This window comes from Deinococcus maricopensis DSM 21211 (assembly GCF_000186385.1).
Taxonomy (GTDB): Bacteria; Deinococcota; Deinococci; order Deinococcales; family Deinococcaceae; genus Deinococcus_B; species Deinococcus_B maricopensis.
Genome location: NC_014958.1, coordinates 1,724,569 through 1,748,466 on the forward strand (window position 1 = coordinate 1,724,569; position 23,898 = coordinate 1,748,466).

Genomic DNA, 23,898 nt, shown 5'->3' on the forward strand with positions numbered 1-23,898 from the left:
CCAAGGGGTCCGCTGCGTTTACTTCGCCTGGATGCGTTCCAGCAGGTGCGTGTGCCGGGCGTCGCGCGCGCGGGTGGCAGCGGCGCGCCACGCACTCTCCGACCCGACGCCGATGAACCGCTCGCGCGCCCGCGTGAGGGCGGTGTACGCGAGGTTGCGGTTCAGCATGGGGCCGTGCGCTTCGTGCAGCACGCCCAGCACGGTCGGCCACTCGCTGCCCTGACCGCGGTGGACGGTGAGGGCGTACGCGAGGTTCAGGTTCCACAGTTCCGCGCCGCTGAGCGTGACGACGTTGCTGTCGAAATCGATGGTGAGGGTGTTGCCTTCCATGTCGAGGACCGTGCCGACCGTGCCGTTGAAGATCTCGTTCTGGTAGTCGTTTTTGGTCTGCACGACCAGGTCGCCCGGGCGGGCGTGCGTGTCGCCGATACGGACGCCGCCGTCCCCCGGGTTGAACAGCGTCTGCAGGTGCGTGTTCAGGGTGTCCATGCCGAGCGGGCCCTTGCGCATGGGCGTGAGCACCTGTACCTTGCCGGGCCCGCCGAGTTCGCGGACGAGCAGGGCCACGCGGCGCGCGCCCGTGTCCGTCTCGACCGCGTGGAACTGCAGCCGGGGGTCGCCGAACGTCGGCGCCTGCGCGTGCATGATGGCGTGTGCCGCCCCGATGATGGGGTTGTCCATCGCCTGGCGGTACACGCGGCTGAGGCGCACGGTGGGCGCGGCGGCGGTGAGTGCCGCGAGCGGCAAGCCCGCGTCCACCGGGGGGAGCTGGTCACTGTCGCCCACCAGCAGGATGCGCGCGCCGGGCGGGACGGCCTGCAGCAGCGCGAGCATCAGCGTGTCGCCCATCATGCTGACTTCGTCGACGATGATCAGGTCGAACATGACGGGTTCCATCGCGCCGAACCGGAAGCCTTCCGGGCCGTACCCGAGCAGGCGGTGCACGGTGCTGGCCGTGCGGCCCGTCACCTCGCCGAGGCGCCGGGCGGCCTTGCCGGTCGGCGCGCACAGCCCGACTTCCAGGCCGAGCTTCTCCGCGAGGTCCGCGACGGCGCGCGTCGTGGTGCTCTTGCCGGTGCCCGGACCGCCCGTCAGGACGACCAGGCGGTGGTGTTCGAGCAGGTGCAGGACCTGCTCCTGCTCGTCACTGAGGCCTTTCGCGGCGCCCCGCTTGACGGTCCATTCGTCCTGCGGGGGCGTGGCGAGCAGCGTGCGGACCGTCTGCGCGAGTTTTTTCTCGGCGCGCAGGGCGTGCGGGAGGTAGATGCGGCCATCGTCGTCGGCGAGGCGGCCGAAGGTGGTGGCGTTCTCCAGCGCGGCTTCCGCGAGGCCCTCGTTCACGCGGGTGTAGTGCATCAGGCCGCGCACCGCGCGCGGGCGGGGGAGGTAGGTGTGCCCGCCGCTGGTGCCCGCGAGTTGCAGGGCGTACACGGCGGCGGCGGTGAGGCGGCGCGGGTCGTCCTGCGGCATGCCCTGTTCCTGCGCGAGCTTGTCGGCGGTGAGGAACCCGATGCCTTCGACTTCGGTGAGGGCGTACAGGTCCGTCTGGAGGCGTTCGATGGCGGCGACCCCGAAGTGTTTCAGGGCGCGCTGCGCCTGCCCGACACTCAGGCCCATGCCCTGCAGGGCGGCCAGGGTGCGGCGCTCCCCGCCCTGCTCCTCCCAGGACACGAGGATCTTGTGCAGGGTGCTCTGGGTGACGCCGGGCACCTGCAGCAGGCGTTTGGGGTCGTCGGTGAGGATGTCGAAGGTCGCGGACCCGAACGCACGGGCGATGCGTCCGGCGAGGACGCGCCCCACGCCGCCGACGCGCGCCTCCAGGTACGCGGCGACGCCGGCCTCGTTCAGGTCCGTGGGGTGCGCGTCAAGGATCATGCCGATGACCTTGTATTGCGGGCCGTATTCGCGGTGCTCCTCGACGACGACGGTGGCGGTGAAGGCGTCACCGGCTTCGAGGGGGGGGACGGGGCCGACGAGGGTGGCGTCGGGGTCCTCGCCGTGGTCGTTGCGGATGCTGGCCGTGAGCACGGCGAAGCCGCTGTCCGCGCGGTAGCGGACTTTCTGGACCGTACCGGTGACTTGCAGGTGGGGTTGTGCGGTGGGGGTGCGCTCGGTCACGTTACGTGTGCAGCATAGCGCGGGGTGGGGGGATGAAGTGTCGAGCATGCACCTCCTCCGGCCGGCACGCGGACCCGGGCACTCCAGCCTGGTCAAACCTGTGTGCGGGCCTTCCAGAAACCTTCTACACTCGCGTATGCGGAAGTTCACCATCGAGGACGTCGCCCGCGCCGCCGGCGTCAGCACCGGCACCGTCAGCCGCGTCCTCAACGGCCACAGCAACGTCGCCGCCCGCACGCGCGACCGCGTCCACGCCGTCATGAACGACCTCGGGTACGCTCCCGACCCCGCCGCCCGCCACCTCTCGTGGCGCACCGGTCGCACCCTCGGCGTGTCCAGCCACCTCACGCTCAGGCCGTACAGCGTCCCGTTCGCCCGCGCGCTCGAACGCGCCGTCGCCACCAAAGGCCTCCAACTGCTCACGTTCAGCGACGACCTGCGCGGCCTCCAACGCTTCCCGAGCGCCATGCTGCTCCTGCACGTCCTCGACGACGACCCACGCGTCCCCCTGCTCCGCGCGCGTGGCGTGCCCGCCGTCGTCGTCGGCCACCACCCCGGCGGCAGCTGGGTCGCGCCGGACGACACGCCCGGCGCGTACCTCGCCACGCAGCACCTCACGCTCGCCGGGCACCGCCGCCTCGCCCTGCTCGGCGACGGCCCCAGCCAGGTGCAACGCGCGCGCCGCGCCGGCTTCGAAGCCGCCGCCCGCGAGGCCAGGGCCCACACCACCCTGCTGCCCGGCGGCTTCAGCATGCTCGGCGGCTACCGCGCCGTCCGCCAGGCCTGGGAGGGCGGCGCGCGCTTCTCCGGCCTGTTCGCCGTCGGCGACGAACTGGCGGCCGGGGCCATCGTCGCCCTCGCGGACCTGGGCGTGCGCGTCCCCGAGGACGTCAGCGTCATGGGCTTCGACGGCCTGCCCGAACTGCCCCTGGACCGCGCGCTCAGCACCGTCGTGCAGGACATCCCCCGCATCGCCGCCGAAGCGCTCACGCTCGTGCTCGAAGCCCTGCGCCACGAAGCGCCGCGCGGCGTGCGCGTCCCCGTACGCCTCCACCCCGGCGGAACCGTACACCCCGCCCCGCGCAGCGCATGAGCGCGTCCATGTCCGGCGGCCGCCCCCCCGCCCCCCCGACGCCCGCGTCCGCCGAGGTGCGCGCAGCGGTGCTGCGCGGCGACCCGCCGCGCGCCTGGGCCGCCTACACCCACCTGCACGCCCCCGCGCCCGCCGACACCGTCTGGGCCGTGCGCGCCCTGATGCTGCTCCGCGAGGAGCACCGCGCCCACGACCTTATCCGCGCGCCCGTCGGCGCGGACGCCCCCGGCGCCCGCGCCGAACTGGCCCGCATCCTGCTGTTCCTCGGCCGCCCCGACGACGCCCTCCGCACCCTCGACGCCGAACGACCCGAACGCCTCACGCCGCTCGACGAGGCCGTCTGGTGGCGCACCCGCGCCCGCACGCTCGCCTTCAGCCGCTCGTACCGCCTGGGCCTCGATCACGCCGAACGCGCCTGGGACGCCCTGCAGCGTGCCGCGCCCGACGAGATCGCCTGCTACGCCCCCATGGTTCTCGGGCAGGTTGGCGAATTCCAGCTGTACACCGGCGACGCGCACGGCGCGCACCTCACGCTCAGGCAGGCGCTCGCCCGCGTCACCGACGGCAGCAGCGGCGCTCCATACCTGCACGCCATCCTCGTGGAAGGCGCCCTGCACCTCGCCCGCTGGGACGACGCGCTCGACCACCTCCTGAAACTCGGCGCGGCGCGCGGCGCGTGCCAGCAGTACCGCACGCGCTACAGCTGGGGACGCTACTTCCTGGCCATCGGGGACCTCGACCGCGCAGAACGAGAAATGCAGCTCGTGGCGTCCGCCGCGTTCGAACAGGTGCACCGCGACCTCGAATTCTGGGCGCGCCTGACCCTCGCGTCCCTGCGCGCCCACGCCGGCGACGCCCCCGCCTGCGAGGCCGCCCTGCTGCGCGCCGAGGAGCTGCTGCGCACGCTGCCCTCCAAGGAGCACCACGCCGGGTTCGCCCTGCGCCGCGCCGCCTGCCTGCTGCGCCTCGGCGCGCCGCCCGACGCGACCATTGAGGACCTGCTGACCCGCGCGCACGACGTGCACGCCCACATCGATCTGCCCCTGGACGCCGGGGTGGCGCTGCTGCACCAGTGCGAACTGTACCGCTGCCGCGGCGACGCGGCCCGCCTGGGCGCCACCGTCACGGCCCTGCGGGCGCTGTGCGCGCGCCTGCGCAACCCACGCTTCCTGGACCGCGAGTTTCCGCTGCTGCCCGAACTGCGCGCGGTCCTCGCCGGCACCCTCGAAGGGCTGGGGCCGGAGCGGCCCGTGCTGGAACTCACGACCCTGGGCGCGGAACGCCTGCACCTCGCAGGCCACGCCGTGCACATCCCGATGCGGCGCGCGCTGGAGGTGCTGGCGTACCTGACGGAACACGGCGCGGTGCCCCTGAACGTGCTGCTCGCCGACGTGTTCGGGGAGATGTCCCCCCGCGCGGCCCGCAACTACTTCCATCAGGTGCGGCACGAGGTCGCGCAGCGCCTTCCGCAGGTGCGCGTCCTTTACGACGCGGCCAGCCGCGAGTACCGCCTGGAAACGTCCCTGCGGATCGTATGGGACGTGGCGGAGGTGCGCGCCGGGCGGCGCGCGCTGGGTGGGCGGCTGTTCCTGCCGGGCAGCGGATCGTGGTGGGCGGAACAGGTGAACGCCGAACTGCAGGCTGCGTGGGACCCCAGCGGCTGGCCCTGAGGACCGACGGCGCTTGCCGGGCGTGGGCGAGCGCCAGACCGGTCAGAGCCGCCTCCAGGTTCATGTAGAACGCACACTAAACGCGCACTAAACGCCCACCGCGTACAGTCAGCGTCACCCCCACTGACCCACCGCGCCGGGCCTGCCGCCCGGCCGGACGAACATCCACGCCCCGCTCTCCACGCGCCGCAGGCCCGTGGTCGCGCCCGTCATGCGCCCCTCAGGAGGCCCCATGCTCACCCGTCAACTGCCCATCGGTCTGGCCCTCACCCTGCTGCTCGCCGCCTGCCAGACCACCACCACCGCCCCCATCCCCACGACCGTCGCCGGCACGACCGGCACCGCCGCCGCGCTGCCCGCCGGCACCTGGACGTTCGCCGGCACGCCCGACCAGTACGCGTACGTGCAGCTCACCCGCGACGAGCGCGGCGCGCGCGTGAACGCCACCATGCCCGGCGACTACCGCCTGCGCGACGGCGACCGCACCCTCACGTACCACGCCGAAGGCCCCCGCACGGGCCGCCTGAACCTCACCGAAGTCAGCCTGAACGCCCGCCCGGACGCGAGCGGCTGGGTGGAACTCTACAACGGCACCGGCGAGCCCCTGAACCTCCGCGACTACGCCCTGCGCGCCCCCGCCCGCACCACGAACGGCGCCACCGCCCCCCGGACCTTCGCGCTGCCCGACCAGACGCTCGCGCCTGGCGCGTACGTCCTCGTGACCGGCCGCCTCGACCCGAATGCGCAGAACGGCCCCCAGGCCGTGTTCATCGGCGACGCGGACCACCTGCCCGCCTGGCAGGACCACGCCACCGTGCAGCTCCTGCGCGGCGAGGCCGTGCAGGACACCCTGCAGTTCAACGAGGGTCTGAGCGCCAGCAGCGCCGGTACCGTGCGGGTTGCCCGCGTGGGCGCGTCCGCCGTCAGCTCCGTCGCGCGCACCCCCGACGCCCTCCGCTCGGCCCTGGGGGCCAGCAGCGCCGACCAGTGGACGCAGACGCTCGCCCCCAGCCCCGGCGCGCCCAACAACGACGCCCTCAGCAGCGCCGCCGCGCAGGGCCTCGCGCCGCTCGCCACCGGCGACACTGACAACGACGGCATCCCGGACACGTACGAGACGGCCACGTCCGGCCCGTACAACGGCATCTACGTGTACAACCTGGGCGCCCGCGTGAACCAGCGCGACATCTTCCTGGAACTCGACTGGATGAACTCGTCGTCGGCGTTCATCCAGCCGCAACGCGCGGGCATCGACAAGATGGTCAACGCGTTCCGCGTCGCCGGGTACGCGCTGCACGTGGACGCCGGGTACGCCTTCAGCGCCGGGTTCTCACCCGAGAACTACAACCTCGGCGGCGGCAACCAGCTCGGGTACAGCGCGTGCATCAGCATCGGGTTCGCGTCGTCGAGCTGTGGGGGCATCCTGAATTACAAGTACGGCACGACCCGCTACAGCGACGGGTCCACCCGGAACAACTTCAGCCTGAACCGCCTGAACCTGTTCCGGTACGGCGTGATCGGCAACTCCCAGCAGTCCAACGGCTCGAACGGCAGCAGCGGCGTCGCGGAAATCGCCGGGAACGACTTCGTCGTGACCATGGGCGGCTGGTCGTACGCGAGCCTCACGCAGGTGGCGAACCAGCAGGGGTCCACGATCATGCACGAGTTCGGGCACACCCTGAACCTCCGCCACGGCGGGTTCGAGAACACCAACAACAAACCCAACTACTACAGCATCATGAACTACACCTACCAGCTCGCGGGCCTGGACGACACGCCGGACCGCGTGTGGGAGCGCGCCAAGCAGCGCCTCGGCAGCTGCTCGGCCCTCACGTACAACGACCCGTGCATGACCAGCTTCAAAATGGACTACTCGTACGGGCAGGGCGGACGCATCGACGAGGGCGCCGTAAACGAGAACAACGGCATCAACCGCGGCGCCGCCTGGATCGACTGGAACAACAACGGGTACGTGAACACGAACGTCCGTGCGGACGTGAACGGCGACGGGTACGTTTCGACCGGCACGTACAGCCTGAACGACTACAACGACTGGGCGAACATCCGCGCGACGTTCGGGTACGTGAACCCGAACGACCCGAACACCGACGTGAACGGCGCGGGCGTGGCCCTGCCGCGCCTGGACGTCGCCGCGAACGACACGCAGCCGGCCATCACCGAAACCAACCACGAGTAAGCCGTGGCAGGAGGGCCGGGCGCACGCGCCCGGCCCTCCTGCCTTTGTGGTTACTGCGGTTGCTGGAAGCGGCGGATGTTCCCCGACGCGATGTACGATTTGCCGTCCGGCCCGGTGTTGACGGTGTCCACCACGAACAGCGTGCCTTCCTGGCGGATGCCGCGCGGGAAGCGCATGTTCCAGTTCGGGTCGTACCCGTCACTCACGACGCGCGCGCGCAGCTTGCCTTTGTCCTTCACGCACTGGATCAGGACGCCGGACCCGACGGTGTCCGTCTCCTCCAGGTCCGCGAGGGTGGTGGGGGCCTTCACGGCGCGCGGGGCGCTGCTGACGCTGCCGCGCGTGAACGACGCGAGCGGGTCGCTCTCGCCGGGGCGCACGAGGCGCGTGATCTGCCCGCGCGCGCGGTAGAAGCTGCCGTCCAGGCTGCGTTCCAGCGACTCCACGACGTAGTGCGCGCCTTCCGCGCGGATCGTGCGGGGGAACTGCACGTTCAGCGTCTCGTCGTGGCCGGGCGTGATGACCTTCACGCGCAGCTTCCCGCCTTCGCGGAAGCACACGAGTTCCACGCCGCTGCCGACGTCGCTCACAACCGGCAGGGCGCGCGCCGCGTCGTCCACGGTCACGCCGCGGCCGCTGAGGTCCGCACGCGCGCGGCGCCCCTGGAACGCCTGATCGCGGAGTTCCTTGCGGTCCGCGTTGCCGAGCGTGCGGCGGGCGAGGCGGTCCGCGTAGTGCGTGAGCTGGTCGATTTCCTCGGCGATCTCGAAGTGCTCGTGCAGGCCGCGCGCGGTCAGGCTGGCCGTCAGGGCGCGCAGCAGTTCGGCGGCGTCCGCGTGCTGCCCGGCGTCCGCGAGGTCCACGGCGCGTTCCTTGTCGCGCGCGATGCGCAGCCGCGCGAGGTCCAGGGTGTTGCCCGCGCCGGCGGCGGCGACCGCCTCGATGCCGGCGGCGGTCGCCTGCAGGGGCAGTTCGCCCGTGAGCGTCTCGATCTGGCCGTCGCGGATGGCGTCCGCGCGGTACGTGACGTGCAGCAGGTCGTGGGTGCCCGCGGCGAGCGCCGACACGTGCAGTTGCACGCCGAGGAGTTTGTCCTCGTTCTCGTATACGTCGCCGAGGTGCAGGGTAACGCGGCCGTCCGCGCCGGTGTCCGTGCGGGCGAGGCTGAGGATGTCCGCGATCTGCACGCCGGGCGCGGGCGTCAGCGTGACCGTGAGGTTCTGCGCGGCAACGGCCTTCATGGTGTCGAGCTCAATGCCGAACACGTCCGCGGCGTCGTCCATGCTCTGAATGAAGTAGAAGTTCCCGCCGGACGCGCGCGCCATGCCGATCAGCAGGTCCTCCTCGAAGGAACTGCCGAACCCGAGGGTGGTGGTGCTCACGCCCGCCTCGGCCTTGCTCGCGGCGGTCTTGATGAGGACGCCGGTGTCGGTGACGCCGTGGTTCGCCTGTCCGTCCGTGAGCAGCAGCACGCGGTTCACGGCGTCGGCGCGGCGCGCGCCCGCGACGAGTTCGCAGCCGCGCAGCCAGCCGCCGCTGAGGTTCGTGATGCCGCCGGCGCGGACGCCCTTCAGGAGGTCCTTGATGGCGGCCTTGTCGCGCACGGGCTGCGCGTCCAGCAGGGTGTCCACGTCGTCGTCGTACACGACGATGGACAGCACGTCCGTTTCGGTGAGGCGGTCCACGAAGTCCGCGGCGGCCTTCAGGGCGTACCGGAGGGGCGAGCCGGCCATGCTGCCGCTGCGGTCGATGACGAGCGCGACGTTCAGGGGGCGGCGCGTGGCGTTCGGGACGTCCTCGCGGAAGCGCAGGAGCAGGTCGGTGGGGGCGGGCGTCCCTTCGAGGACGACGGGCGTGGCGGGCGTGGCGGTGATCTGCATGGGGGCCTCCTGGGTCGGCAGCGCCGGAGCGCTGCGCGGTGCTGTCAAGGTAGACGCTCGCGCGGTGCTTGGCGCGCGAACTTGGGAAATTGGCGGGAGGCTCAGGCTTCCTGCACGGGGCGGTAGTCGCGTTCGTGCTCGAACCCGGCGAGCCACGCGGCGGCGCGGCGGCACGTGCGGATGTGCGGTGGGACGCGCAGGACGTAGGCGTGCCCGGTGGACGGGCAGTGGACCTTCACGGCGATGATCGGTTCGTCGTTGTCGAGAGGAATCATGATCAGTTGGCGTTCGCCGCCCGCGTCGCGGTCCCGGTCCATGATCAGGCCGCCGACCTCGCGCACGAACCGGTCCAGGCCGAAGCGGTCGAGCAGGACGCGGCGGCGCGTGACGTTGCGGGTGTGGAGGATGTCGGCGGCGCGCAGCTCATCCGGGTGGAACGCGGCGCGCGCGTCGATGGGCGTGCCGCGCCAGTGCAGGGGGGCGCGCAGGCCGCGCGGGAGGCCGCTGAGGCCACTGCCGGCCACGTCGATGGGGCCGCTGAGGTGCGTGCCGTCCGGTAGGGCGTGCAGGTTCGGGCAGTCGCTGACGTTCAGGCTGGTGGCCGTGAGGCGTTCCGGCAGGCGCGTGAGGTGCGTGTGCCCGCGCAGGTCCACAGGGCCGCGCACCAGCCAGTCGCCGTGCAGTTCGCGCGCGCCGGTGCGGGCGGCGTTCACGCTCGCGGCGCGCAGGACGTCCGGGAACACCGTGAGGTTCGGGCAGTCGCTGACGTTCAGGTGCGTGCATTCCAGGGTGCGCGGCAGCTCGTGGAGGCGCGCGGTGCCGGAGAGGTCGAGTGCGCCGTCGACGCGCAGGTCGTCGGGGGCGCGGCCCGTGAGGATCAGCGTGCGTGCCTGCGCGGGCGTGCAGGGGGCGTGGGGGGCAGTGGGGGCGGGGCGCGGCTCGCGTGGGGTGAGGCTGGGGCGGGACGTGATGCGGAACACGCGGAACCTCCGGGCGCGGGCAGCGCTGGTCGGGCGTGGGATAGTGGGGTTCAGTCGAGGAGGACGTGGGGGCGCGCGGTGGGGTCGGCGCGCTGCGTCCAGACGTGGTACGTGCCGCCGGGGAGGCGCATGGAGCGGTGGTGCGCGTCCACCAGGGTGGCGTGGGGGGCGGTGACCTGCAGGTACAGGGCGCCGCCGTGTTCGAACAGGTGGGCGGCGCCGAGTTCTTGGATGTGGGGGCCGGCGCCGGGGTGCGGGGCGGGGGAGAGGTGGAGGTCGGCGCGGCGGGTGGCCCCTTCGGGCACGCCCGTGGTGGGGGCGACGAGCGTGTCGCCGTGGCGGTAGAGGGGGGTGGGGTGGACCATGCGGGACCTCCGGGGCGAAAAGGGAGCCTGAACACCTTGAAACCTACACCACAATTGTACGCCAATAGCGTAAAAATGTCAAAGACTTCGGAGGAATGCAGGCCTCAGTCTTCGCCCAGGGCGAAATGCTACCCTCAACAACAATGCGCGTCCTTCACACCGCCGACTTCCACGCAGGCCGCACCCTGCGCGGCGTGGACCGGACCCCCGAAATCCACGCCGCTCTCACCGAAATCGCCGACCTCGCCCGCACCGAACGCGCCGACGCCGTCCTCGTCAGCGGCGACCTCTTCGACAGCGTCAACCCCAGCGCCGACGCCGAAGCCGCCATCTTCCAGTTCTTCCTCGCCCTGCGCGACGCCGGCATCCCCAGCATCGTCATCGCCGGCAACCACGACAGCGCCAACCGCCTCGCCAGCCTCAGCGGCCTGCTCGGCTGGGTCGGCGTACAGATGGTCGCCCAGGTCGGCACCAACCCCCAGGCGCTCGTCCGCACCATCACCGCCCGCGACGGCACCACCCTCACCGTCGGCGCCCTCCCGTACCTCAGCGAACGCCGCCTGATCCGCAGCGCCGACCTGCTCGGCCAGGACGTCGGCGCGTGGCGTCAACGCTACCGCGAAGGCATCAACTTCTTCCTGCGGCAACTCGAACGCGGCTTCCGCGGCGACACCGTCAACATGCTCATGATGCACGCCACCCTGGACGGCAGCACCCCCAGCGGCAGCGAACGCAGCTTCCTGTTCGATCTCACCAACGCCTACACCATCTCCCCACTACAACTCCCCGCCAGCGCCCAGTACGTCGCCCTCGGCCACGTCCACAAAGCCCAGCAGCCCGGCGAAGCCCCCCCCGCGTACTACCCCGGCAGCGTCATCCAGCTCGACTTCGGCGAGGCCGGCGAGCGCAAACAGGTGAACCTCGTGGAGGTCGAACCCGGCCGCCCCGCCCGCGTCCACGCCCTCCCGCTCAGCGCCGGCCGTGAACTCCGCACGGTGCGCGCCACCCTCGACACCCTCGACCGGAAACTCGAAAGCGTGCAGGGCTTCGGCGGCCTCGTGAAGGTCATCATCGAGGCGCCCGGCGGCACCGCCATGCCCGGCCTGAAAGACCGCGTGCTGCGCGCCACGCCGAACGCCATCGCCGTGGACCTCGAACGCGTAGGCGAAGGCACCGGCGCCGCCCCCAGCGCCCGCGAGGGCGTCAGCATGACCGAACTCTTCACCCGCTACTACGAAGCCCGCAAGGGCGCCGTGCCGCCCGCCCTGCTCGACGCCTTCCGCGAAGCGGACGCCGCCGCGCAGCCCGGCGAGGACGAGGCGGTGAGCGCATGAGACCGCTGCGCCTCACCGTGCAGGGCTTCATGCCCTTCCGCCAGCACGCCGACGTGGACTTCAGCGACATGGAACTCTACGCCATCCAGGGCCAGACCGGCAGCGGCAAAAGCGCCCTGCTGGACGCCATGACGTTCGCGCTGTACGGCAGCACGCCCCGCCTCGGCGCGCGCGGCCTCGACGCCCTCATCAGCCAGGGTGAGCGCGGCCTCGCCGTCAGCTTCGAGTTCGAATCCGGTGGCGAAACGTACCGCGTCGCCCGCACGCACGGCCGCAAGCAGGCCGAACGCGAGGTGCGCTTCGAACGCCTCGTCGACGGCCGCTTCGTCAGCCTCGCCGAAAACAAGAAGGCGCAGATTCAGGAGCACATCACCCGCGCCGTCGGCCTCGACTACGACGCGTTCACCCGCGCGATCCTGCTCCCGCAGGGGCAGTTCGACCGCTTCCTGCGCGGCAGCGGCCGCGAACGCCAGGAACTGCTCGGCGCGCTCATGAACATGGAGCACGTGCGCCGCATGGCCGAATACGCCGGCGCGAAACGCAGCGGCCTCGCGCACGAACTCGCCGCCCGCAACGCCCTCCTCGACGGCGAGTACCGCGACCTCAGCGACGACGTGATCGCCGCGTGGGACGCCGAACGCGACGCCGCCCTCGCCGACGCCGAACGCCTCGGGCAGGACCGCGAGCGCCTGAACGCCACCCTCGCGCACGAACGCACCCGCGAAGGCTGGCACGCCGACCTAAACCGCGCCCGCGCGCGCCTCCGCGACCTCCGCACCCGCACGCCGGACGTGCAGGCCGGCGCGCAGCGCGCCGAACGCGCCCGCAGCGTCGCCGGGCTCCTGCCGCTCCTCGACACCCTCGCCCGCGCCGAAGAGGGCGTCCGCCGCGCCGGGCAGGCCGTCGAAGCGCGCACCGCCGAAGCGCAGCGCGCCGCCGCGCAGCTCACCGCCGCGCAGGACGCCTTCCAGCGCGCGGACGGCGCCGCGAACCTCATTCCCGAATGGGAAGCGCGCGCGGACGCCCTGCGCGACGCCGAACGCGACGCGCGCCTGCTCCGCCAGTACGGCGGCACCCCCGACCTCACCCACACGCACCCCCTCGCGTGGGACGAGGACGCGTACCTGCGCGCCCGCGACGCCGCCACGCGCCTCGACGTCCTCAAGCGCGAACGCACCGAAATCACCGCCGAACGCGCCGGCCTGAACGCGCAGGCGACCCGCCTGCAGACCGAAGAGGCCCTGCAGGCGCAGCAGCTCGCGGAACTCGAACGCGTCAAGGACGAGGGCGTGCGCGTCAAGGGCGCACTGGACGCGGCGCAGGCCCGTCTGCTCGCCGCGCGCGAACGCGCTGGCCTCGCCGCGCACCGCGCGCACCTGCACGTCGGCCAGCCGTGCCCGCTGTGCGAACAGACGGTCCGCGCACTCCCCAGCGGTCCCCTGGAGGACCTCGGCGCGCTCACTGCCGAGGTGAGCGCCCTCGAAGCCACCCGCGACCGCCTGCGCGAACGCTTCGCGGACCTGCGCGCCGGCACCCGCGAACGCGACGCACGCCTCAAACGCGAACACGCCGAATACACCGACTGGACTGCCGCCGTGGACGCCCGCGAACGCGAAGCGCAGCAGCAGGCCGCCACCCTCACCGGCGACCCGCACGACGACGCCCGCCGCATCCTGACCGGCCTCGCCCGCACCGTGCGCGCGGCCGGCGGTGACCCCGCCGGGGCTCGCCGCGCCCTCCTGAACCAGATTGCCGGCGCGCGCACCGCCTTGGACGCCGCCCGCGCGGACCTCAGCGCGGCGCAGACGGCCACCGCGACGGCCACCGCCACGCTCGACGCCGCCCGCGTCACCCTCGGTGACCGCGAGGCCGAACGTGCGCACGTGCACCACGACGCCACCGCCGCCCTCACTCGCCTGAACCTCACCGCCGACGCCGCCCGCGCCACCGCCCTCCCCGACGCCGAAATCACGCGCCTCGAGGGCGCCGCCCGCACGCACGCCGCCGACCTCGAGCGCCTACACGCCGAGGAACGCGACCTGCTCGGCAAACTCGGCGACGCGCCCTTCGACCCGGCCCACCTGCGGCAGCTCGAACGGGACCTCGCGGACCTCGACGGCCGCATCCGCGCCGTCCGCGAACGCGCCGGCGCCCTTGGCGAGCAGGTCCGAGCGGGCCGCGAGAAACTCGCCCGCAAACGCGACCTGGAGCGCGAAGCGGCGCGCCTGTCCCGCGACCTCGACACCTGGACGGCCCTTACGAACGCCCTGAAAACCAACGAGTTCCAGCAGTACCTGCTGCAGGAAGTCGAGCAACAGCTGCTCGCCCGCGCCGGGGAACTGCTGTTCGAGATCAGCGACGGCCGCTACCGCCTGGTGCTCGACGGTACCGAGTACAGCGTGCAGGACCTCTGGAACGCCGGTGAGACGCGCGGCGTGAAAACCCTGTCCGGCGGTGAAACGTTCCTCGCGAGCCTCGCCCTCGCCATCGCCCTGAGCGATTACCTCGCGGGCACGCGGGTGCTGGGCGCCCTGTTCCTCGACGAGGGCTTCGGCACGCTTGACCCGCAGGCCCTGGACGCCGTGGCGGGCGCCCTGGAGAACCTGCGCACGCAGGGCCGCATGGTGGGCGTCATCACGCACGTCGATAGCCTCAGTGAGCGCCTTCCCGCGCGGTTCCTCGTCACGAAAAGCGTGGCGGGCAGCAACGTCCAGAAGGTCGAAGGCTGAGCAGGCCAACAGGGGAGGCCCCGCCGACTGGCGGGGCCTCCCTTCGGTTCAGTGTCTCGCTTAGAGGCGCTTCATCAGGTCGCTGAGGCTCTGGGTGTTCGCCCAGCTCATGCCCTGCGTCACGTACGTGCGCGCGGTGGCCTTGTCGCCACGCTGCAGCGCGATGTACGCGAGTTTCGCGGCGCTCAGCGCGGCCCACTGCTTCTCCTGATCGCTCAGGGTGCCGAGGCGCGTCCAGGCGTTGTACGCGTTGATCCACCACTGGGTCTTGGTGTAGAGCTGCGCGAGGTACGCGGCGTAGTCGCGGTTGCTGGTGTCGCCGGCGCTCGCCATGTAGGCGTTGTCCACGGCCGCCTTCCAGAGGGTACGGTCGTAGAAGGCCTGCGGGTAGGCCACGTCGGCCTGCACGGCCAGCTCCTGCGCGCGGGCGTAGGACTCGGCGGGCGTCATGGTGGGCGCCTGCGCTTCGGTGTTCGTGCCCGTGTCGGTGGTGGTGCTCGTGTCCGTGGTCGTGCTGGTGTCGGTCTGGGTGGTGTCCGTCGTGGTGCTGGTGTCGGTCTGGGTGGTGTCGGTGGTGGTGCCCGTGTCGGTCTGGGTGGTGGTTTCAGTGGTGGTCGTGGTCGACTCCTGCGCCGAAGCGAGGGGAGCCATGCCGAGGAGCGCCGTCAGAATGAGAACCTTTTTCATATCGACTCGCATCTTAAGAGCCTGTCTGGGCGCGCGTCCACCATCGTGGAGAGCGTCTCATGAGTCCTTTAAGGCTTCGTAAAGGTCATTCGCCGCACATGAGGAGAACATCACCGGGGCTGACGCCCACCTTCAGATTCGGGTCCCTTACAGCACCCGCCCAGACCCGTCCGCGCCGCACCAGCACACGGTCACAAAACACGCATGGTTTTTCATGAACATGCGGCACAATCCGAAGAGCATGAAGAAGCAACTCACCCTGGCGCTGGCGCTGCTGCTCGGCTCCGCCACCGCCGCCACCGCCCCGCAAGTGGCCTGGCTCAAAAACCTCAAGGTCCTCGGCTCCATCAGCATCGCTGAAAACGGCGACCTGGTGTACATCGGCACGGACGCCCGCGCCCACCGCACCGACGCGAACGGCAAGGAAAAATGGAACTTCGCGCTCGGCGACGTCGGCCGCGCGCAGCCCATCATCACGCCTGCCGGGAAGGTCATCATCGGCGCGTACGACGACTACCTCATTCAGCTGAACGCCGCCGGACAGGTCGACTGGCGCGTGAAACTCGACGGCGACATCGTCGCCAGCCCCGCCCTGCGCGCCGACGGCAGCGTCCTCGCGGCCAGCAGCAGCGGCACCCTCTGGGCGCTCAGCAGCACTGGCCAGCCCCTGTGGAGCTTCAAGGCCGGCGGCGGCATCTACAGCAGCCCCACCGTCGCGGCGGACGGCACCATCTACTTCGGCGCGCAGGACAACCAGCTGTACGCCCTCACGCCCGCCGGCGGGCGCAAGTGGGCGTTCCGCGCGAACTCCTTCATCTTCAGCAGCCCCGCCGTGGACGCCCAGGGCAACGTGTATTTCGGGTCCAGCGACCGCAACATCTACGCTGTCGACGCGAACGGTCAGCTTCGCTGGCGCGTCCCCGCAAACCTCTTCGTGAACGCCAGCCCGATCATCACCAGCACCGGCCTGATCGTCGTCGGCAGCTACGATGGCAACGTGTACGCCATCGACAAGAACGGCGCCGTCGAATGGACCTACAAGACGGGCGCGCCCGTCGCGGCGCCCGCCGTGGAACTCACGAACGGCGACGTCCTCGTGGGTGACCTGCAGGGCACCCTGCACGCCATCAACGCGAGCGGGCGCGGGCAGTGGACCATCAAGACCGGCAAACGCATCGACACGACCGTCGCCGTCAGTGACGCCGGCACGTGGTACTTCAGCACGAACGACGGGCAGCTCAGCGCCATCCAGCGCCAAGCACCCATCGCCACGGGTGAGTGGAGCTTCTACCGCAGCGTCCCCAGCGGCTGGGGCCGCACGCTCACCGCCACCGAAGCGACGAACCGCCGCAGCCGCACGCAGGCCGCGCAGGCTGCCGCGCGCCCCACCACCCCAGCGCCCACGCCCACCACGCCCGCGCCGCGCCCCACCCCGGGCGGCACCGCCACGACCCCCGCGCCGCGGCCCACCACGCCGACCCCCGCGGTTGACCCGGTGGCCGCCGCCACCCGCGCGGGCCGCGCAGCGCTCGTCCGCGACGGCCAGGTGTACCTGCCGCTCACGGACCTCGTGGAGGCCCTCGGCGCGCGCGTGCGCGTCACCACGTCCGTCACCACCACCCTGGAATTCGCTGGGCGTCCCGTGACACTCACCGTCCGCTCCATCGACGGCCGCGCGTACGTTCCGCTCGCCGCGCTCACCCTGCTGCCCGACGCGGCCCCCGCGTACGATGCGCGCGCCCGTGCGTACCGCCTGCGCGTGCCCGGCCGCACCGTCAGCCTCCCGCTCGACTTCGCGCGTCTCCTGCGCCCCGTCTACACGCCCCGCTGAACCACACGCCAGCAGCGAGGCGCCCCGGGAACCCGGGGCGCCTCGCTGCTGTGGGGGCGCGTGGCCCCCACCGACATCACCAGAAGTTGCCGATGCGGAACGCGAACTTGCCGCGGTTGTTCACGGGGCTGAACCCGTAGTCGAAGCGCAGGTTCAGGCCGAGGTTCAGGTTCAGCTGCACGCCCGCGCCGTAGCCGACGTTGACGTTGAAGGCGTTGCTGGCGTCGCCGGGCGTCCAGGCGTCCCCGGCGTCCACGAAGGCCACGCCGTACAGACCCTGCGCGAAGCCCGCACGCAGCCCAAAGTCGTACCGGTACTCGGCGCTCGCCGTGAAGTAGTTGCGGCCCGTGATGGACCCCGGCTCGTACCCGCGCAGCTCGTACGCGAAGTTCGGCGTGCTCGACCCGATCGAGAAGCGGGTGCCGGAGCCCGGCTGGCCGAGGATCGTGCCGGCGTTCAGGCGCACCGCGAAGACGTGCTGCTTCCCGCCGCCTTCCATGGCCCGTCCGAACCCGAAGTAGGTGCGCGCGCCGCCTTCAAGCTGCGTCCAGCGCAAGTTGTCGTTCCCACTGCGGCCCACGCCGAAGCCGGCGCTGGCGTCCGCGCGCACGCCACTGCTGGGCGCGTCGAACCGGTCGGTGTTGTCGAAGCTGAGCGCGCCGCTGGTGTACGTCGTCACGCCGCTCTTCGGCAGCAGCGTGGTCGCCTGCTCGTCCTTGGTGTAGTCGAAGGTGGAGTCCTTCACGGGCTTGTCGCCGTCTTTGACGGGCTCCAGGTAGTACGTGCTGTAGCTGGTGGACACGCCTACGCGCGCGTTCAGGAACTGGTTGATGTTCCGCCCGAGCGAAATGCCGAAGCCGGTGTTGCGTACCGTGTAGTCGCGGCCCGTGTCGGCGCTGTCCTGAATCTGCGGGGTGCCGTCCGCGTTCTTCAGTTCATTGCCGTTCGCGTCCTTCTTGACGACCTTGCCGGTGAGCGCCTGGTTGCCGACGGCGCTGCTGCTGGCGTTGAAGCTCACGCCCGTGCGCTTCTCGCGGAAGTCGAGGAAATCGATGTCGATCCACGGGATGGTGTAGTTGATGTTGCCGCTCCACACCTGTCCGGCGTCGTTCTGGTTCGCCCCCACGGACGCGCCGAAGCCGTTGCCGGTCCCGAGGAAGTTACCGGTGCTGTACCCCAGTTCCCCGCCGAAGCCGACGAGCGTGTCGTACGTGAGGCTGGCCGTAACCGGAATGCCCGCCGTCTCGCCCGCGAGGCTCAGGACGACCGTGAGGTCCTGCGGACGCTCGGGGTTGTCGCTGCGCGTCTGGACGTTCGTGACCTTGAGGTAGTCAAGGCGCTGGAGCGTCTCAATGCCGCCGCGGAAGCTCTTATCGTTGAAGAGCGTACCGGTCTTCGGCAGCTCGCGCGTGATGACGCGCTCGCCCGTGAGGGCCTTGTTGTCCGCCCACTGCAGCTCGTACTTCGCAATGCGCACTTCACGCAGGTTGAAGGTGAGCGTGCCGTTCTCGAACGCGATCGCGTCGGGCGTCGCGGCAATCTCGTAGCCGCGGTCGTTGTAGAGCTTCTGGATGGCGTAGAAGTCCTGCTGCACCAGTTGCGGCGCGGCGGTGTCCCCAACCTTGGTTTTCACGACGGCGAGGATGTCGGCGGTGGGCACGACCGTGTTGCCGCTCACCTGAATCTGCTGCACGGGGCCGCTGAGGGTGTTCGCGGCGGCGAAACGCACCACGACGCGGCCCGGGTTGTTGTTCTCGGGCGCGGCTTCCCAGCCGACGGCCTTGCCGGTGGCGTTCGAGAGGGCGCGCACGTCGTCGTTGAGGTTGTTGAAGTTCAGGGCCGCGCCGGCCTTGGTCTTCAAGGCGACGTTCACGGTGCCGAGCGCGGACGTGTCGATGTTCGTGACGATCGGCTCGACGAGCGTGACCTTCAGGACGCCCGCGTCGAGGTTCGCCTGGACGTTCTCGGGGCGGAACGCGAACCCGCGGTCGCTGTACGCGCGGCCGAGCGTGTCGAGGACCGCGCGGTACGACTCGATCGTGAAGCGCTTGTTGTCCACCAGCGGTTTGAAGGTGTCGCGGATGACGTCCTGCGGCAGCAGGGTGTTGCCGCTCACCTCGACGCGGCTGACCGGCGCGGTCTCGTCGACGACGTACGTGACGCTGACCTTGCCGTCCTTGTCGGTTTTCACCTCGGCGCTGATGTTCGGCGTGAACGGGAAGTTCTCCGCGCGGTAGTTCTGCGCGAGGAGCTCCTTGCTCTGCTCGATGCGCGCGGTGTTGAGGGTCGCGCCCTCGGCGATGTTCAGGCGGTCCGCGAGGGCACCCTTGAAGCCCTCGACGGGGAAGAATGTGAGGCCCTGAACGGTCACGCTGCTGATGGTGGCGTTCGGCGTGACGTTGATGACCAGGACGTCACGGCCGTTCTGCGTCGTGAGGCTGGCGGTCGCGGTCTTGAAGAAGCCGGTGGCGAGCGTGTCCTGTTCGACCTGACGCAGGTTGACGCTGCTCAGCGCCGCGCCGGGCTGCGTGCTCAGGTTGACCTTCAGGTAGTTGGCGAGCAGGTCGGGGGCGCCCTGCACGACGATGTCGTCGAGGGTGGCGGTGGTCTGCGCGTACGCGTGGGGCGCAGCGACCAGCGCGACCGTGACGGCAAGGGTAAGTGGGTGTCTCATACAGCCTCCTAGCATGCCACGCTCGCAGGGTGCGCGCTGAGAAACGTGAAGTTCTCTTGATTGGGCCTGAATGTGCGTGGGCGCGCGCTTGCCGTGCAGGCATGTGCGCGGCAGAATGCGAGCGTGAGTCCGCTCTCAAGTTCATTGGCCCCTGTGTTCATGCGCGGGCGAGCATGAGCGTCCCGGACGTCCTGCGCGGCCTGCGCGCCGCCGAGGAAGCCGCGGGCCGCGCGCCCGGCAGCGCCCGCCTGGTGGCCATCACGAAGGGGCATTCAGTGGAGGAGATCACCGAGCACGTGCTGCAGCACGGCACGTTCCCGCTCGGTGAGAACCGCGGTCAGGAGCTGCGCGACAAGGCGCGCGCGCTGCCCGGGCAGGACTGGCACTTCATTGGGCCGCTGCAGCGCAACAAGATCAAGTACCTCGCGCCGGTCACGCTCGTGCACACCCTGGAGGTGGCGTGGCAGGCCGAGGAGATCGCGCGGCATGCAGAGGCCTGGGGCCGCGCGCCGGACGTGCTGCTGCAGGTCAGCAACGGCGAGCGCCAGAAGCACGGCGTGTCGGCGGAAAACCTGCGGGCGTTGTACGATCAGGTGCGCCAAACAGGACTGAACGTGCGTGGATTGATGGTCATGGCCCCGTATGACGACCCGGCAGCGGCGCGCGCGGTGTTCGCGGACACGCAGGCGCGCGCGCACGATCTGGGCCTGTCGGAACTGAGCATGGGCATGAGCGACGATTACCCCGAGGCGGTGCGTTACGGTGCGACACTCGTCCGGGTGGGGAGGGCGTTATTTCAATGAAACTCACACCACTGGACATCCGACATCAGGACTTCGCGGGCGCGCTGAGCGGCTACCAGCGCCGTGACGTCCGCGCGTTCCTGGAGAACGTCAGCGACCAGTTCGAGGCGCTGCTGCACGAGGTGCAGGGCCAGGCCGAGCGCATCCGTGAACTGGAAGGTCAGGTGGAGATGTACCGCCAGGCCGAGGACGAGCTGCGGCGGACGGTCGTGGCGGCGGAACGCATCGGCAACGACATGAAGGTGAACGCGCAGCGCGAAGCGGACCTGCTGCTGCGCGAGGCGCACGAGGCGCGCGACCGCTTGCTTATCGAGACTGAGGCGCGGCGCGTGGAGCTGGAAGCGCGGCACGAGGCGCGGGCCACGGAGCTGGAGGCGCGCCATGGCGCGCGCATGACCGACACTGAAGCGCAGTTCCGCTCGCGGTTCGCGGAGCTGGAGGGCGCGTACCAGCGGCGTCACCATGAGCTGGAGGAAGGGTACAGTGCGCGGCGTGCGCTGCTGGAGCGGACGTTCGTGCAGCGGCACGCGGAGCTGACGCAGGTGCTGGCGCAGGCGCGCGCGGAGCACGCGCAGTTCGTGGCGCAGTTCCGCGGGCTGGTGCGGTCCTTCGCGGAACTGGCGGCGAGCCATCCGGAGCCGGACGTGACGGCGCTGCCGTCGGACCTGAGCGGGGAGCTGTCGGTGGTGGAGCAGCCGCAGGCGGAGCCGGACGCGCCCGAAGGGCAGCCGCAGCTCGATCAGCAGTTCGTGTAAGACGCCGGACGGTGCGTTCAGGCAGGCGGGGGAGACCCCGCCTGTTGTCGTGTTGCGCGCGGGACGTACGTGTGGAACGTCAAGTGTGCTTGACTATATGTCAATGTCCCTTTACGCTCGGGGCCAAGGAGAGTTGACATGACGCCCCCACGCCGGAGCCGCCCATGACCCGCGACCAACGCACCGCCCGCGCCTTCACCAAAGGCCTCCTCAGCATCACCGTCGTCACCCTGCTCGTCCTCGCCTTCAGCCTCCTCGCCCACCGCCTCAACAACGACTTCAGCCACGGCCTCACCGTCGGCGGCCTCACCGGCCTGATCCTCGTCCTGCTCGGCACCTTCGTGCGCCTCTACCTCACCATGGACGAATACGGCCAGCGCCTCCACCAACGCGCCGGCAGCCTCGCCTTCGTCATCACCATGACCGCCGTCGCCCTCACCTACACCTTCCAGAGCGCCCTGCACTTCACCTGCCCACTCTGGATCATCTACGCCTTCGGCATGACCACCTGGGGCCTGTGCGTCGCCCTGCTCAGCGCCCGCGACGCCCGCAGCGCATGACCCCACCAGGACCCCGCGCATGAACAACCGCATCCGCGTCCTGCGCACCGAACGCGGCTGGACCCAGGCCGACCTCGCCAACCACCTCGACGTCTCCCGACAAACCGTCAACGCCCTCGAAACCGGCAGGTACGACCCCAGCCTCCCCCTCGCCTTCCGCATCGCCCGCACCTTCGCCCTCCCCCTCGAAGCCATCTTCACCCCCGACGACTAACCCGAAAGGCCCCACATGCTCGACGTCCAACACCTCAGCAAAACCTACGGCCAGCACCGCGCCCTCCACGACGTCACTTTTGCCGCCCACGACGGCGAAATCTTCGGCCTGCTCGGCCCCAACGGCGCCGGCAAAACCACCCTCCTGCGCACCCTCGCCACCCTCCTCACCCCTACCAGCGGCACCGCCCTCCTCAACGGCATCGACATCACCCGCGACCCCGAACGCGTCCGCCGCATGCTCGGCGTCGTCAACGGCGGCATGGGCCTCTACGACCGCCTCACCGGCCGCGAAACCCTCCGCTACTTCGCCGGCCTCTACGGCCTCACCCGCACGCAGGCCGACAGCCGGATCGAACAACTCAACGCCGCCCTCGACCTCAACGACACCCTCGACCGCCGCGCCGCCGAATACAGCACCGGCATGCGCCAGAAAATCGTCATCGCCCGCGCCGTCATTCACGACCCCGCCGTCCTCATCCTCGACGAAGCCGCCAGCGGCCTCGACATCCTCGCCCGCCGCGCCCTCCTCGACTTCGTCCAAGCCATGCGCGCCCCCGGCCGCCTCGTCCTGTACAGCACCCACGTCATGAGCGAAATCGAAGAAGTCGCCGACCGCGTCGCCATCATCGAACGCGGCCAGCTCCTCGCCCTCGACACCGTCCACGGCATCCTCCACGCCACCGGCCAGACCGGCCTCGAACGCGCCTTCTTCCACCTCCTCCAACAACGTGCCCAGGAGACCCAATAATGCGACTCCCCTTCATCTGGCAGGTCACCTACAAAGAACTCCTCAGCACCCTCCGCGACCGCCGTACCCTCATCAGCACCATCCTCATCCCCCTGCTCCTCATTCCGCTCTTCACCGTCGGCATGCCCGCCCTGCTCGGCGGCATCATCGGCGGCGCCCAACAAACCCGCCAGAACGTCGGCATCGTCGGCCACGACCACCTCCCCCCCGAACTCCGCGCCCGCCTCACCAGCGATGTCCGCGACGCCAAAGGCCACGTCATCGGCGCCGGCATCAACCTCGTCCCCGTCACCGACCCCCTCAAAGCCGTTCAGGACGGCAGCTTCGACGTCGCCATCAGCGTCCCCACCGCCCTCCCCACCGAAGCCGGCACCCAGAACGCCACCATCAAGCTCTACACCAAAACCGGCAGCCTCAAAGCCGAAACCGGCGCCAGCACCAAAATCCGCGCCGTCATCGACCAATACAACCAGCAACTCGTCGCCCGGAAACTCCGCACGCTCGGCCTCAACGAACGCACGCTCACCCCCGTCCGCACCGACACCATCGACGCCAGCACCACCGCCGAAAAACGCAGCGGCCAACTCGCCTTCCTGATCCCCATGTTCATGGTGCAGTTCATCCTCGCCGGCGCCATGGCCACCGCCATCGACAGCACCGCCGGCGAAAAAGAACGCGGCACCCTCGAAGCCCTCCTCGTCAGCCCAGTCCGCCGCACCGAAGTCGTCACCGGCAAACTCGTCGCCACCACCCTCTTCGCCCTCATGTCCGCCCTCTTCAGCGTCATCGGCCTCGCCATCGCCGCCCCCGTCGCCCGCCTCGTGAACGGCGCCAGCAGCAGCGCCGACATCACCGCTGCGTTCGGTGGCACCCTCAGCGTCACCCCCACCGACTTCCTCATCCTCCTCGCCATGCTCATCAGCGCCGCCCTGCTCATCAGCGCCATCCTCATCGCCATCGCCATCTTCGCCCGCTCCTTCAAAGAAGCGCAGACGTACATCGCCCCCCTCACCATCCTGATCGTCCTCCCCGCCGTCGCCCTGCAATTCGCGGACTTCCTCACCCGCAACGCCACCCTCTACGCCATTCCCCTCATCAACGCTCTGCTCGTCATCCTCGACACCGTCAAAGGCCAGGTCGTTCCCGGCAACGCCGGCCTCGCCATCCTCGTGAACCTTGCCGCCACTGTCGTCGTCACCCTCATCGCCGTGCGCAGCTTCAGCCGCGAACAGGTCATCTTCCGCAACTAAACCGAAAC

18 protein-coding genes are annotated in these 23,898 nt (G+C 70.5%); 12 read left to right on the forward strand and 6 right to left on the reverse strand.

Annotated elements, in window-relative coordinates; all coding sequences use genetic code 11:
- Positions 1-18: 18 nt before the first annotated feature.
- Positions 19-2,166, reverse strand: a complete 2,148-nt coding sequence (gene recD2, locus DEIMA_RS08130) for an SF1B family DNA helicase RecD2 (protein WP_013556758.1) — start codon at positions 2,164-2,166, stop codon at positions 19-21.
- Between the two features lie 88 nt (positions 2,167-2,254).
- On the opposite strand from recD2, the gene DEIMA_RS08135 reads away from it, so the two are divergent.
- The 3 genes from DEIMA_RS08135 to DEIMA_RS08145 all read left to right on the forward strand — a co-directional run bounded on the left by DEIMA_RS08135 (position 2,255) and on the right by DEIMA_RS08145 (position 7,078).
- Positions 2,255-3,211 carry a LacI family DNA-binding transcriptional regulator gene (locus DEIMA_RS08135; RefSeq protein ID WP_013556759.1) on the forward strand — a complete coding sequence of 319 codons (957 nt, stop codon included), beginning with the start codon at positions 2,255-2,257 and terminating at the stop codon, positions 3,209-3,211.
- Between the two features lie 8 nt (positions 3,212-3,219).
- Positions 3,220-4,881 carry a hypothetical protein gene (locus tag DEIMA_RS08140; protein ID WP_148234926.1) on the forward strand — a complete coding sequence of 554 codons (1,662 nt, stop codon included), beginning with the start codon at positions 3,220-3,222 and terminating at the stop codon, positions 4,879-4,881.
- 232 nt (positions 4,882-5,113) lie between these two features.
- Positions 5,114-7,078, forward strand: coding sequence for a hypothetical protein (locus DEIMA_RS08145; protein ID WP_013556761.1), 1,965 nt, complete (start codon positions 5,114-5,116; stop codon positions 7,076-7,078).
- Between the two features lie 50 nt (positions 7,079-7,128).
- Here DEIMA_RS08145 and DEIMA_RS08150 read toward each other — a convergent pair whose 3' ends face one another.
- The 3 genes from DEIMA_RS08150 to DEIMA_RS08160 all read right to left on the reverse strand — a co-directional run bounded on the left by DEIMA_RS08150 (position 7,129) and on the right by DEIMA_RS08160 (position 10,303).
- Complete coding sequence (locus tag DEIMA_RS08150; protein ID WP_013556762.1) at positions 7,129-8,958, reverse strand: vWA domain-containing protein; 1,830 nt, start codon at positions 8,956-8,958, stop codon at positions 7,129-7,131.
- A 101-nt stretch (positions 8,959-9,059) separates the two neighbouring features.
- Entirely contained in the window at positions 9,060-9,938 is an 879-nt protein-coding gene (locus tag DEIMA_RS16900) for a DUF6745 domain-containing protein (protein WP_013556763.1), read from the reverse strand.
- Positions 9,939-9,988: 50 nt separating this feature from the next.
- Entirely contained in the window at positions 9,989-10,303 is a 315-nt protein-coding gene (locus DEIMA_RS08160) for a hypothetical protein (protein WP_013556764.1), read from the reverse strand.
- A 143-nt stretch (positions 10,304-10,446) separates the two neighbouring features.
- Between DEIMA_RS08160 and DEIMA_RS08165 the strand changes: the two genes are divergently transcribed.
- Both DEIMA_RS08165 and DEIMA_RS08170 read left to right on the forward strand, forming a co-directional pair.
- Positions 10,447-11,637 carry a metallophosphoesterase family protein gene (locus tag DEIMA_RS08165; protein ID WP_013556765.1) on the forward strand — a complete coding sequence of 397 codons (1,191 nt, stop codon included), beginning with the start codon at positions 10,447-10,449 and terminating at the stop codon, positions 11,635-11,637.
- On the forward strand, positions 11,634-14,366 hold the full coding sequence (locus tag DEIMA_RS08170; RefSeq protein WP_013556766.1) for an AAA family ATPase: 2,733 nt from the start codon (positions 11,634-11,636) through the stop codon (positions 14,364-14,366). The genes DEIMA_RS08165 and DEIMA_RS08170 overlap by 4 nt, the downstream gene beginning before the upstream one ends.
- 60 nt (positions 14,367-14,426) lie before the next feature.
- On the opposite strand, the gene DEIMA_RS18235 is transcribed toward DEIMA_RS08170, so the two are convergent.
- On the reverse strand, positions 14,427-15,053 hold the full coding sequence (locus DEIMA_RS18235) for a hypothetical protein (RefSeq protein WP_013556767.1): 627 nt from the start codon (positions 15,051-15,053) through the stop codon (positions 14,427-14,429).
- Between the two features lie 241 nt (positions 15,054-15,294).
- Here DEIMA_RS18235 and DEIMA_RS08180 point away from each other — a divergent pair, with 241 nt between their 5' ends.
- A complete protein-coding gene (locus DEIMA_RS08180) occupies positions 15,295-16,884 on the forward strand; it encodes an outer membrane protein assembly factor BamB family protein (protein WP_043817215.1) in 1,590 nt (529 codons plus the stop codon).
- Between the two features lie 76 nt (positions 16,885-16,960).
- On the opposite strand, the gene DEIMA_RS08185 is transcribed toward DEIMA_RS08180, so the two are convergent.
- Entirely contained in the window at positions 16,961-19,558 is a 2,598-nt protein-coding gene (locus DEIMA_RS08185) for a BamA/OMP85 family outer membrane protein (protein ID WP_013556769.1), read from the reverse strand.
- 173 nt (positions 19,559-19,731) lie between these two features.
- Between DEIMA_RS08185 and DEIMA_RS08190 the strand changes: the two genes are divergently transcribed.
- The 6 genes from DEIMA_RS08190 (at position 19,732) to DEIMA_RS08215 (ending at position 23,890) form a co-directional block, all read left to right on the forward strand.
- The gene (locus DEIMA_RS08190; RefSeq protein WP_013556770.1) at positions 19,732-20,361 is read left to right on the forward strand and encodes a YggS family pyridoxal phosphate-dependent enzyme; all 630 of its coding nucleotides are present in this window, start codon (positions 19,732-19,734) and stop codon (positions 20,359-20,361) included.
- Entirely contained in the window at positions 20,358-21,116 is a 759-nt protein-coding gene (locus DEIMA_RS08195) for a DivIVA domain-containing protein (RefSeq protein WP_013556771.1), read from the forward strand. Before DEIMA_RS08190 ends, DEIMA_RS08195 begins: the two co-directional genes overlap by 4 nt.
- Positions 21,117-21,280: 164 nt before the next feature.
- Complete coding sequence (locus DEIMA_RS16905; protein ID WP_013556772.1) at positions 21,281-21,676, forward strand: hypothetical protein; 396 nt, start codon at positions 21,281-21,283, stop codon at positions 21,674-21,676.
- Between the two features lie 19 nt (positions 21,677-21,695).
- Entirely contained in the window at positions 21,696-21,890 is a 195-nt protein-coding gene (locus DEIMA_RS08205; protein ID WP_013556773.1) for a helix-turn-helix transcriptional regulator, read from the forward strand.
- Positions 21,891-21,905: 15 nt separating this feature from the next.
- Positions 21,906-22,640: an ABC transporter ATP-binding protein gene (locus DEIMA_RS08210; protein ID WP_013556774.1), complete on the forward strand. Its 735-nt coding sequence runs from the start codon at positions 21,906-21,908 to the stop codon at positions 22,638-22,640.
- A complete protein-coding gene (locus DEIMA_RS08215; protein ID WP_013556775.1) occupies positions 22,640-23,890 on the forward strand; it encodes an ABC transporter permease in 1,251 nt (416 codons plus the stop codon). Before DEIMA_RS08210 ends, DEIMA_RS08215 begins: the two co-directional genes overlap by 1 nt.
- Positions 23,891-23,898 lie beyond the last annotated feature (8 nt).

Coding starts and splice junctions, on each gene's coding strand:
- DEIMA_RS08205 (WP_013556773.1), top strand. CDS start 21,696: ATGAACAACCGCATCCGCGTCCTGCGCACCGAACGCGGCTGGACCCAG.
- DEIMA_RS16905 (WP_013556772.1), top strand. CDS start 21,281: ATGACCCGCGACCAACGCACCGCCCGCGCCTTCACCAAAGGCCTCCTC.
- DEIMA_RS08145 (WP_013556761.1), top strand. CDS start 5,114: ATGCTCACCCGTCAACTGCCCATCGGTCTGGCCCTCACCCTGCTGCTC.
- DEIMA_RS08195 (WP_013556771.1), top strand. CDS start 20,358: ATGAAACTCACACCACTGGACATCCGACATCAGGACTTCGCGGGCGCG.
- DEIMA_RS08180 (WP_043817215.1), top strand. CDS start 15,295: ATGAAGAAGCAACTCACCCTGGCGCTGGCGCTGCTGCTCGGCTCCGCC.
- DEIMA_RS08210 (WP_013556774.1), top strand. CDS start 21,906: ATGCTCGACGTCCAACACCTCAGCAAAACCTACGGCCAGCACCGCGCC.
- DEIMA_RS08190 (WP_013556770.1), top strand. CDS start 19,732: ATGAGCGTCCCGGACGTCCTGCGCGGCCTGCGCGCCGCCGAGGAAGCC.
- DEIMA_RS08160 (WP_013556764.1), bottom strand. CDS start 10,303: ATGGTCCACCCCACCCCCCTCTACCGCCACGGCGACACGCTCGTCGCC.
- DEIMA_RS08170 (WP_013556766.1), top strand. CDS start 11,634: ATGAGACCGCTGCGCCTCACCGTGCAGGGCTTCATGCCCTTCCGCCAG.
- DEIMA_RS08165 (WP_013556765.1), top strand. CDS start 10,447: ATGCGCGTCCTTCACACCGCCGACTTCCACGCAGGCCGCACCCTGCGC.
- DEIMA_RS08215 (WP_013556775.1), top strand. CDS start 22,640: ATGCGACTCCCCTTCATCTGGCAGGTCACCTACAAAGAACTCCTCAGC.
- DEIMA_RS18235 (WP_013556767.1), bottom strand. CDS start 15,053: ATGAAAAAGGTTCTCATTCTGACGGCGCTCCTCGGCATGGCTCCCCTC.
- DEIMA_RS08150 (WP_013556762.1), bottom strand. CDS start 8,958: ATGCAGATCACCGCCACGCCCGCCACGCCCGTCGTCCTCGAAGGGACG.
- DEIMA_RS08185 (WP_013556769.1), bottom strand. CDS start 19,558: ATGAGACACCCACTTACCCTTGCCGTCACGGTCGCGCTGGTCGCTGCG.
- DEIMA_RS08135 (WP_013556759.1), top strand. CDS start 2,255: ATGCGGAAGTTCACCATCGAGGACGTCGCCCGCGCCGCCGGCGTCAGC.
- DEIMA_RS08140 (WP_148234926.1), top strand. CDS start 3,220: ATGTCCGGCGGCCGCCCCCCCGCCCCCCCGACGCCCGCGTCCGCCGAG.
- recD2 (WP_013556758.1), bottom strand. CDS start 2,166: ATGCTCGACACTTCATCCCCCCACCCCGCGCTATGCTGCACACGTAAC.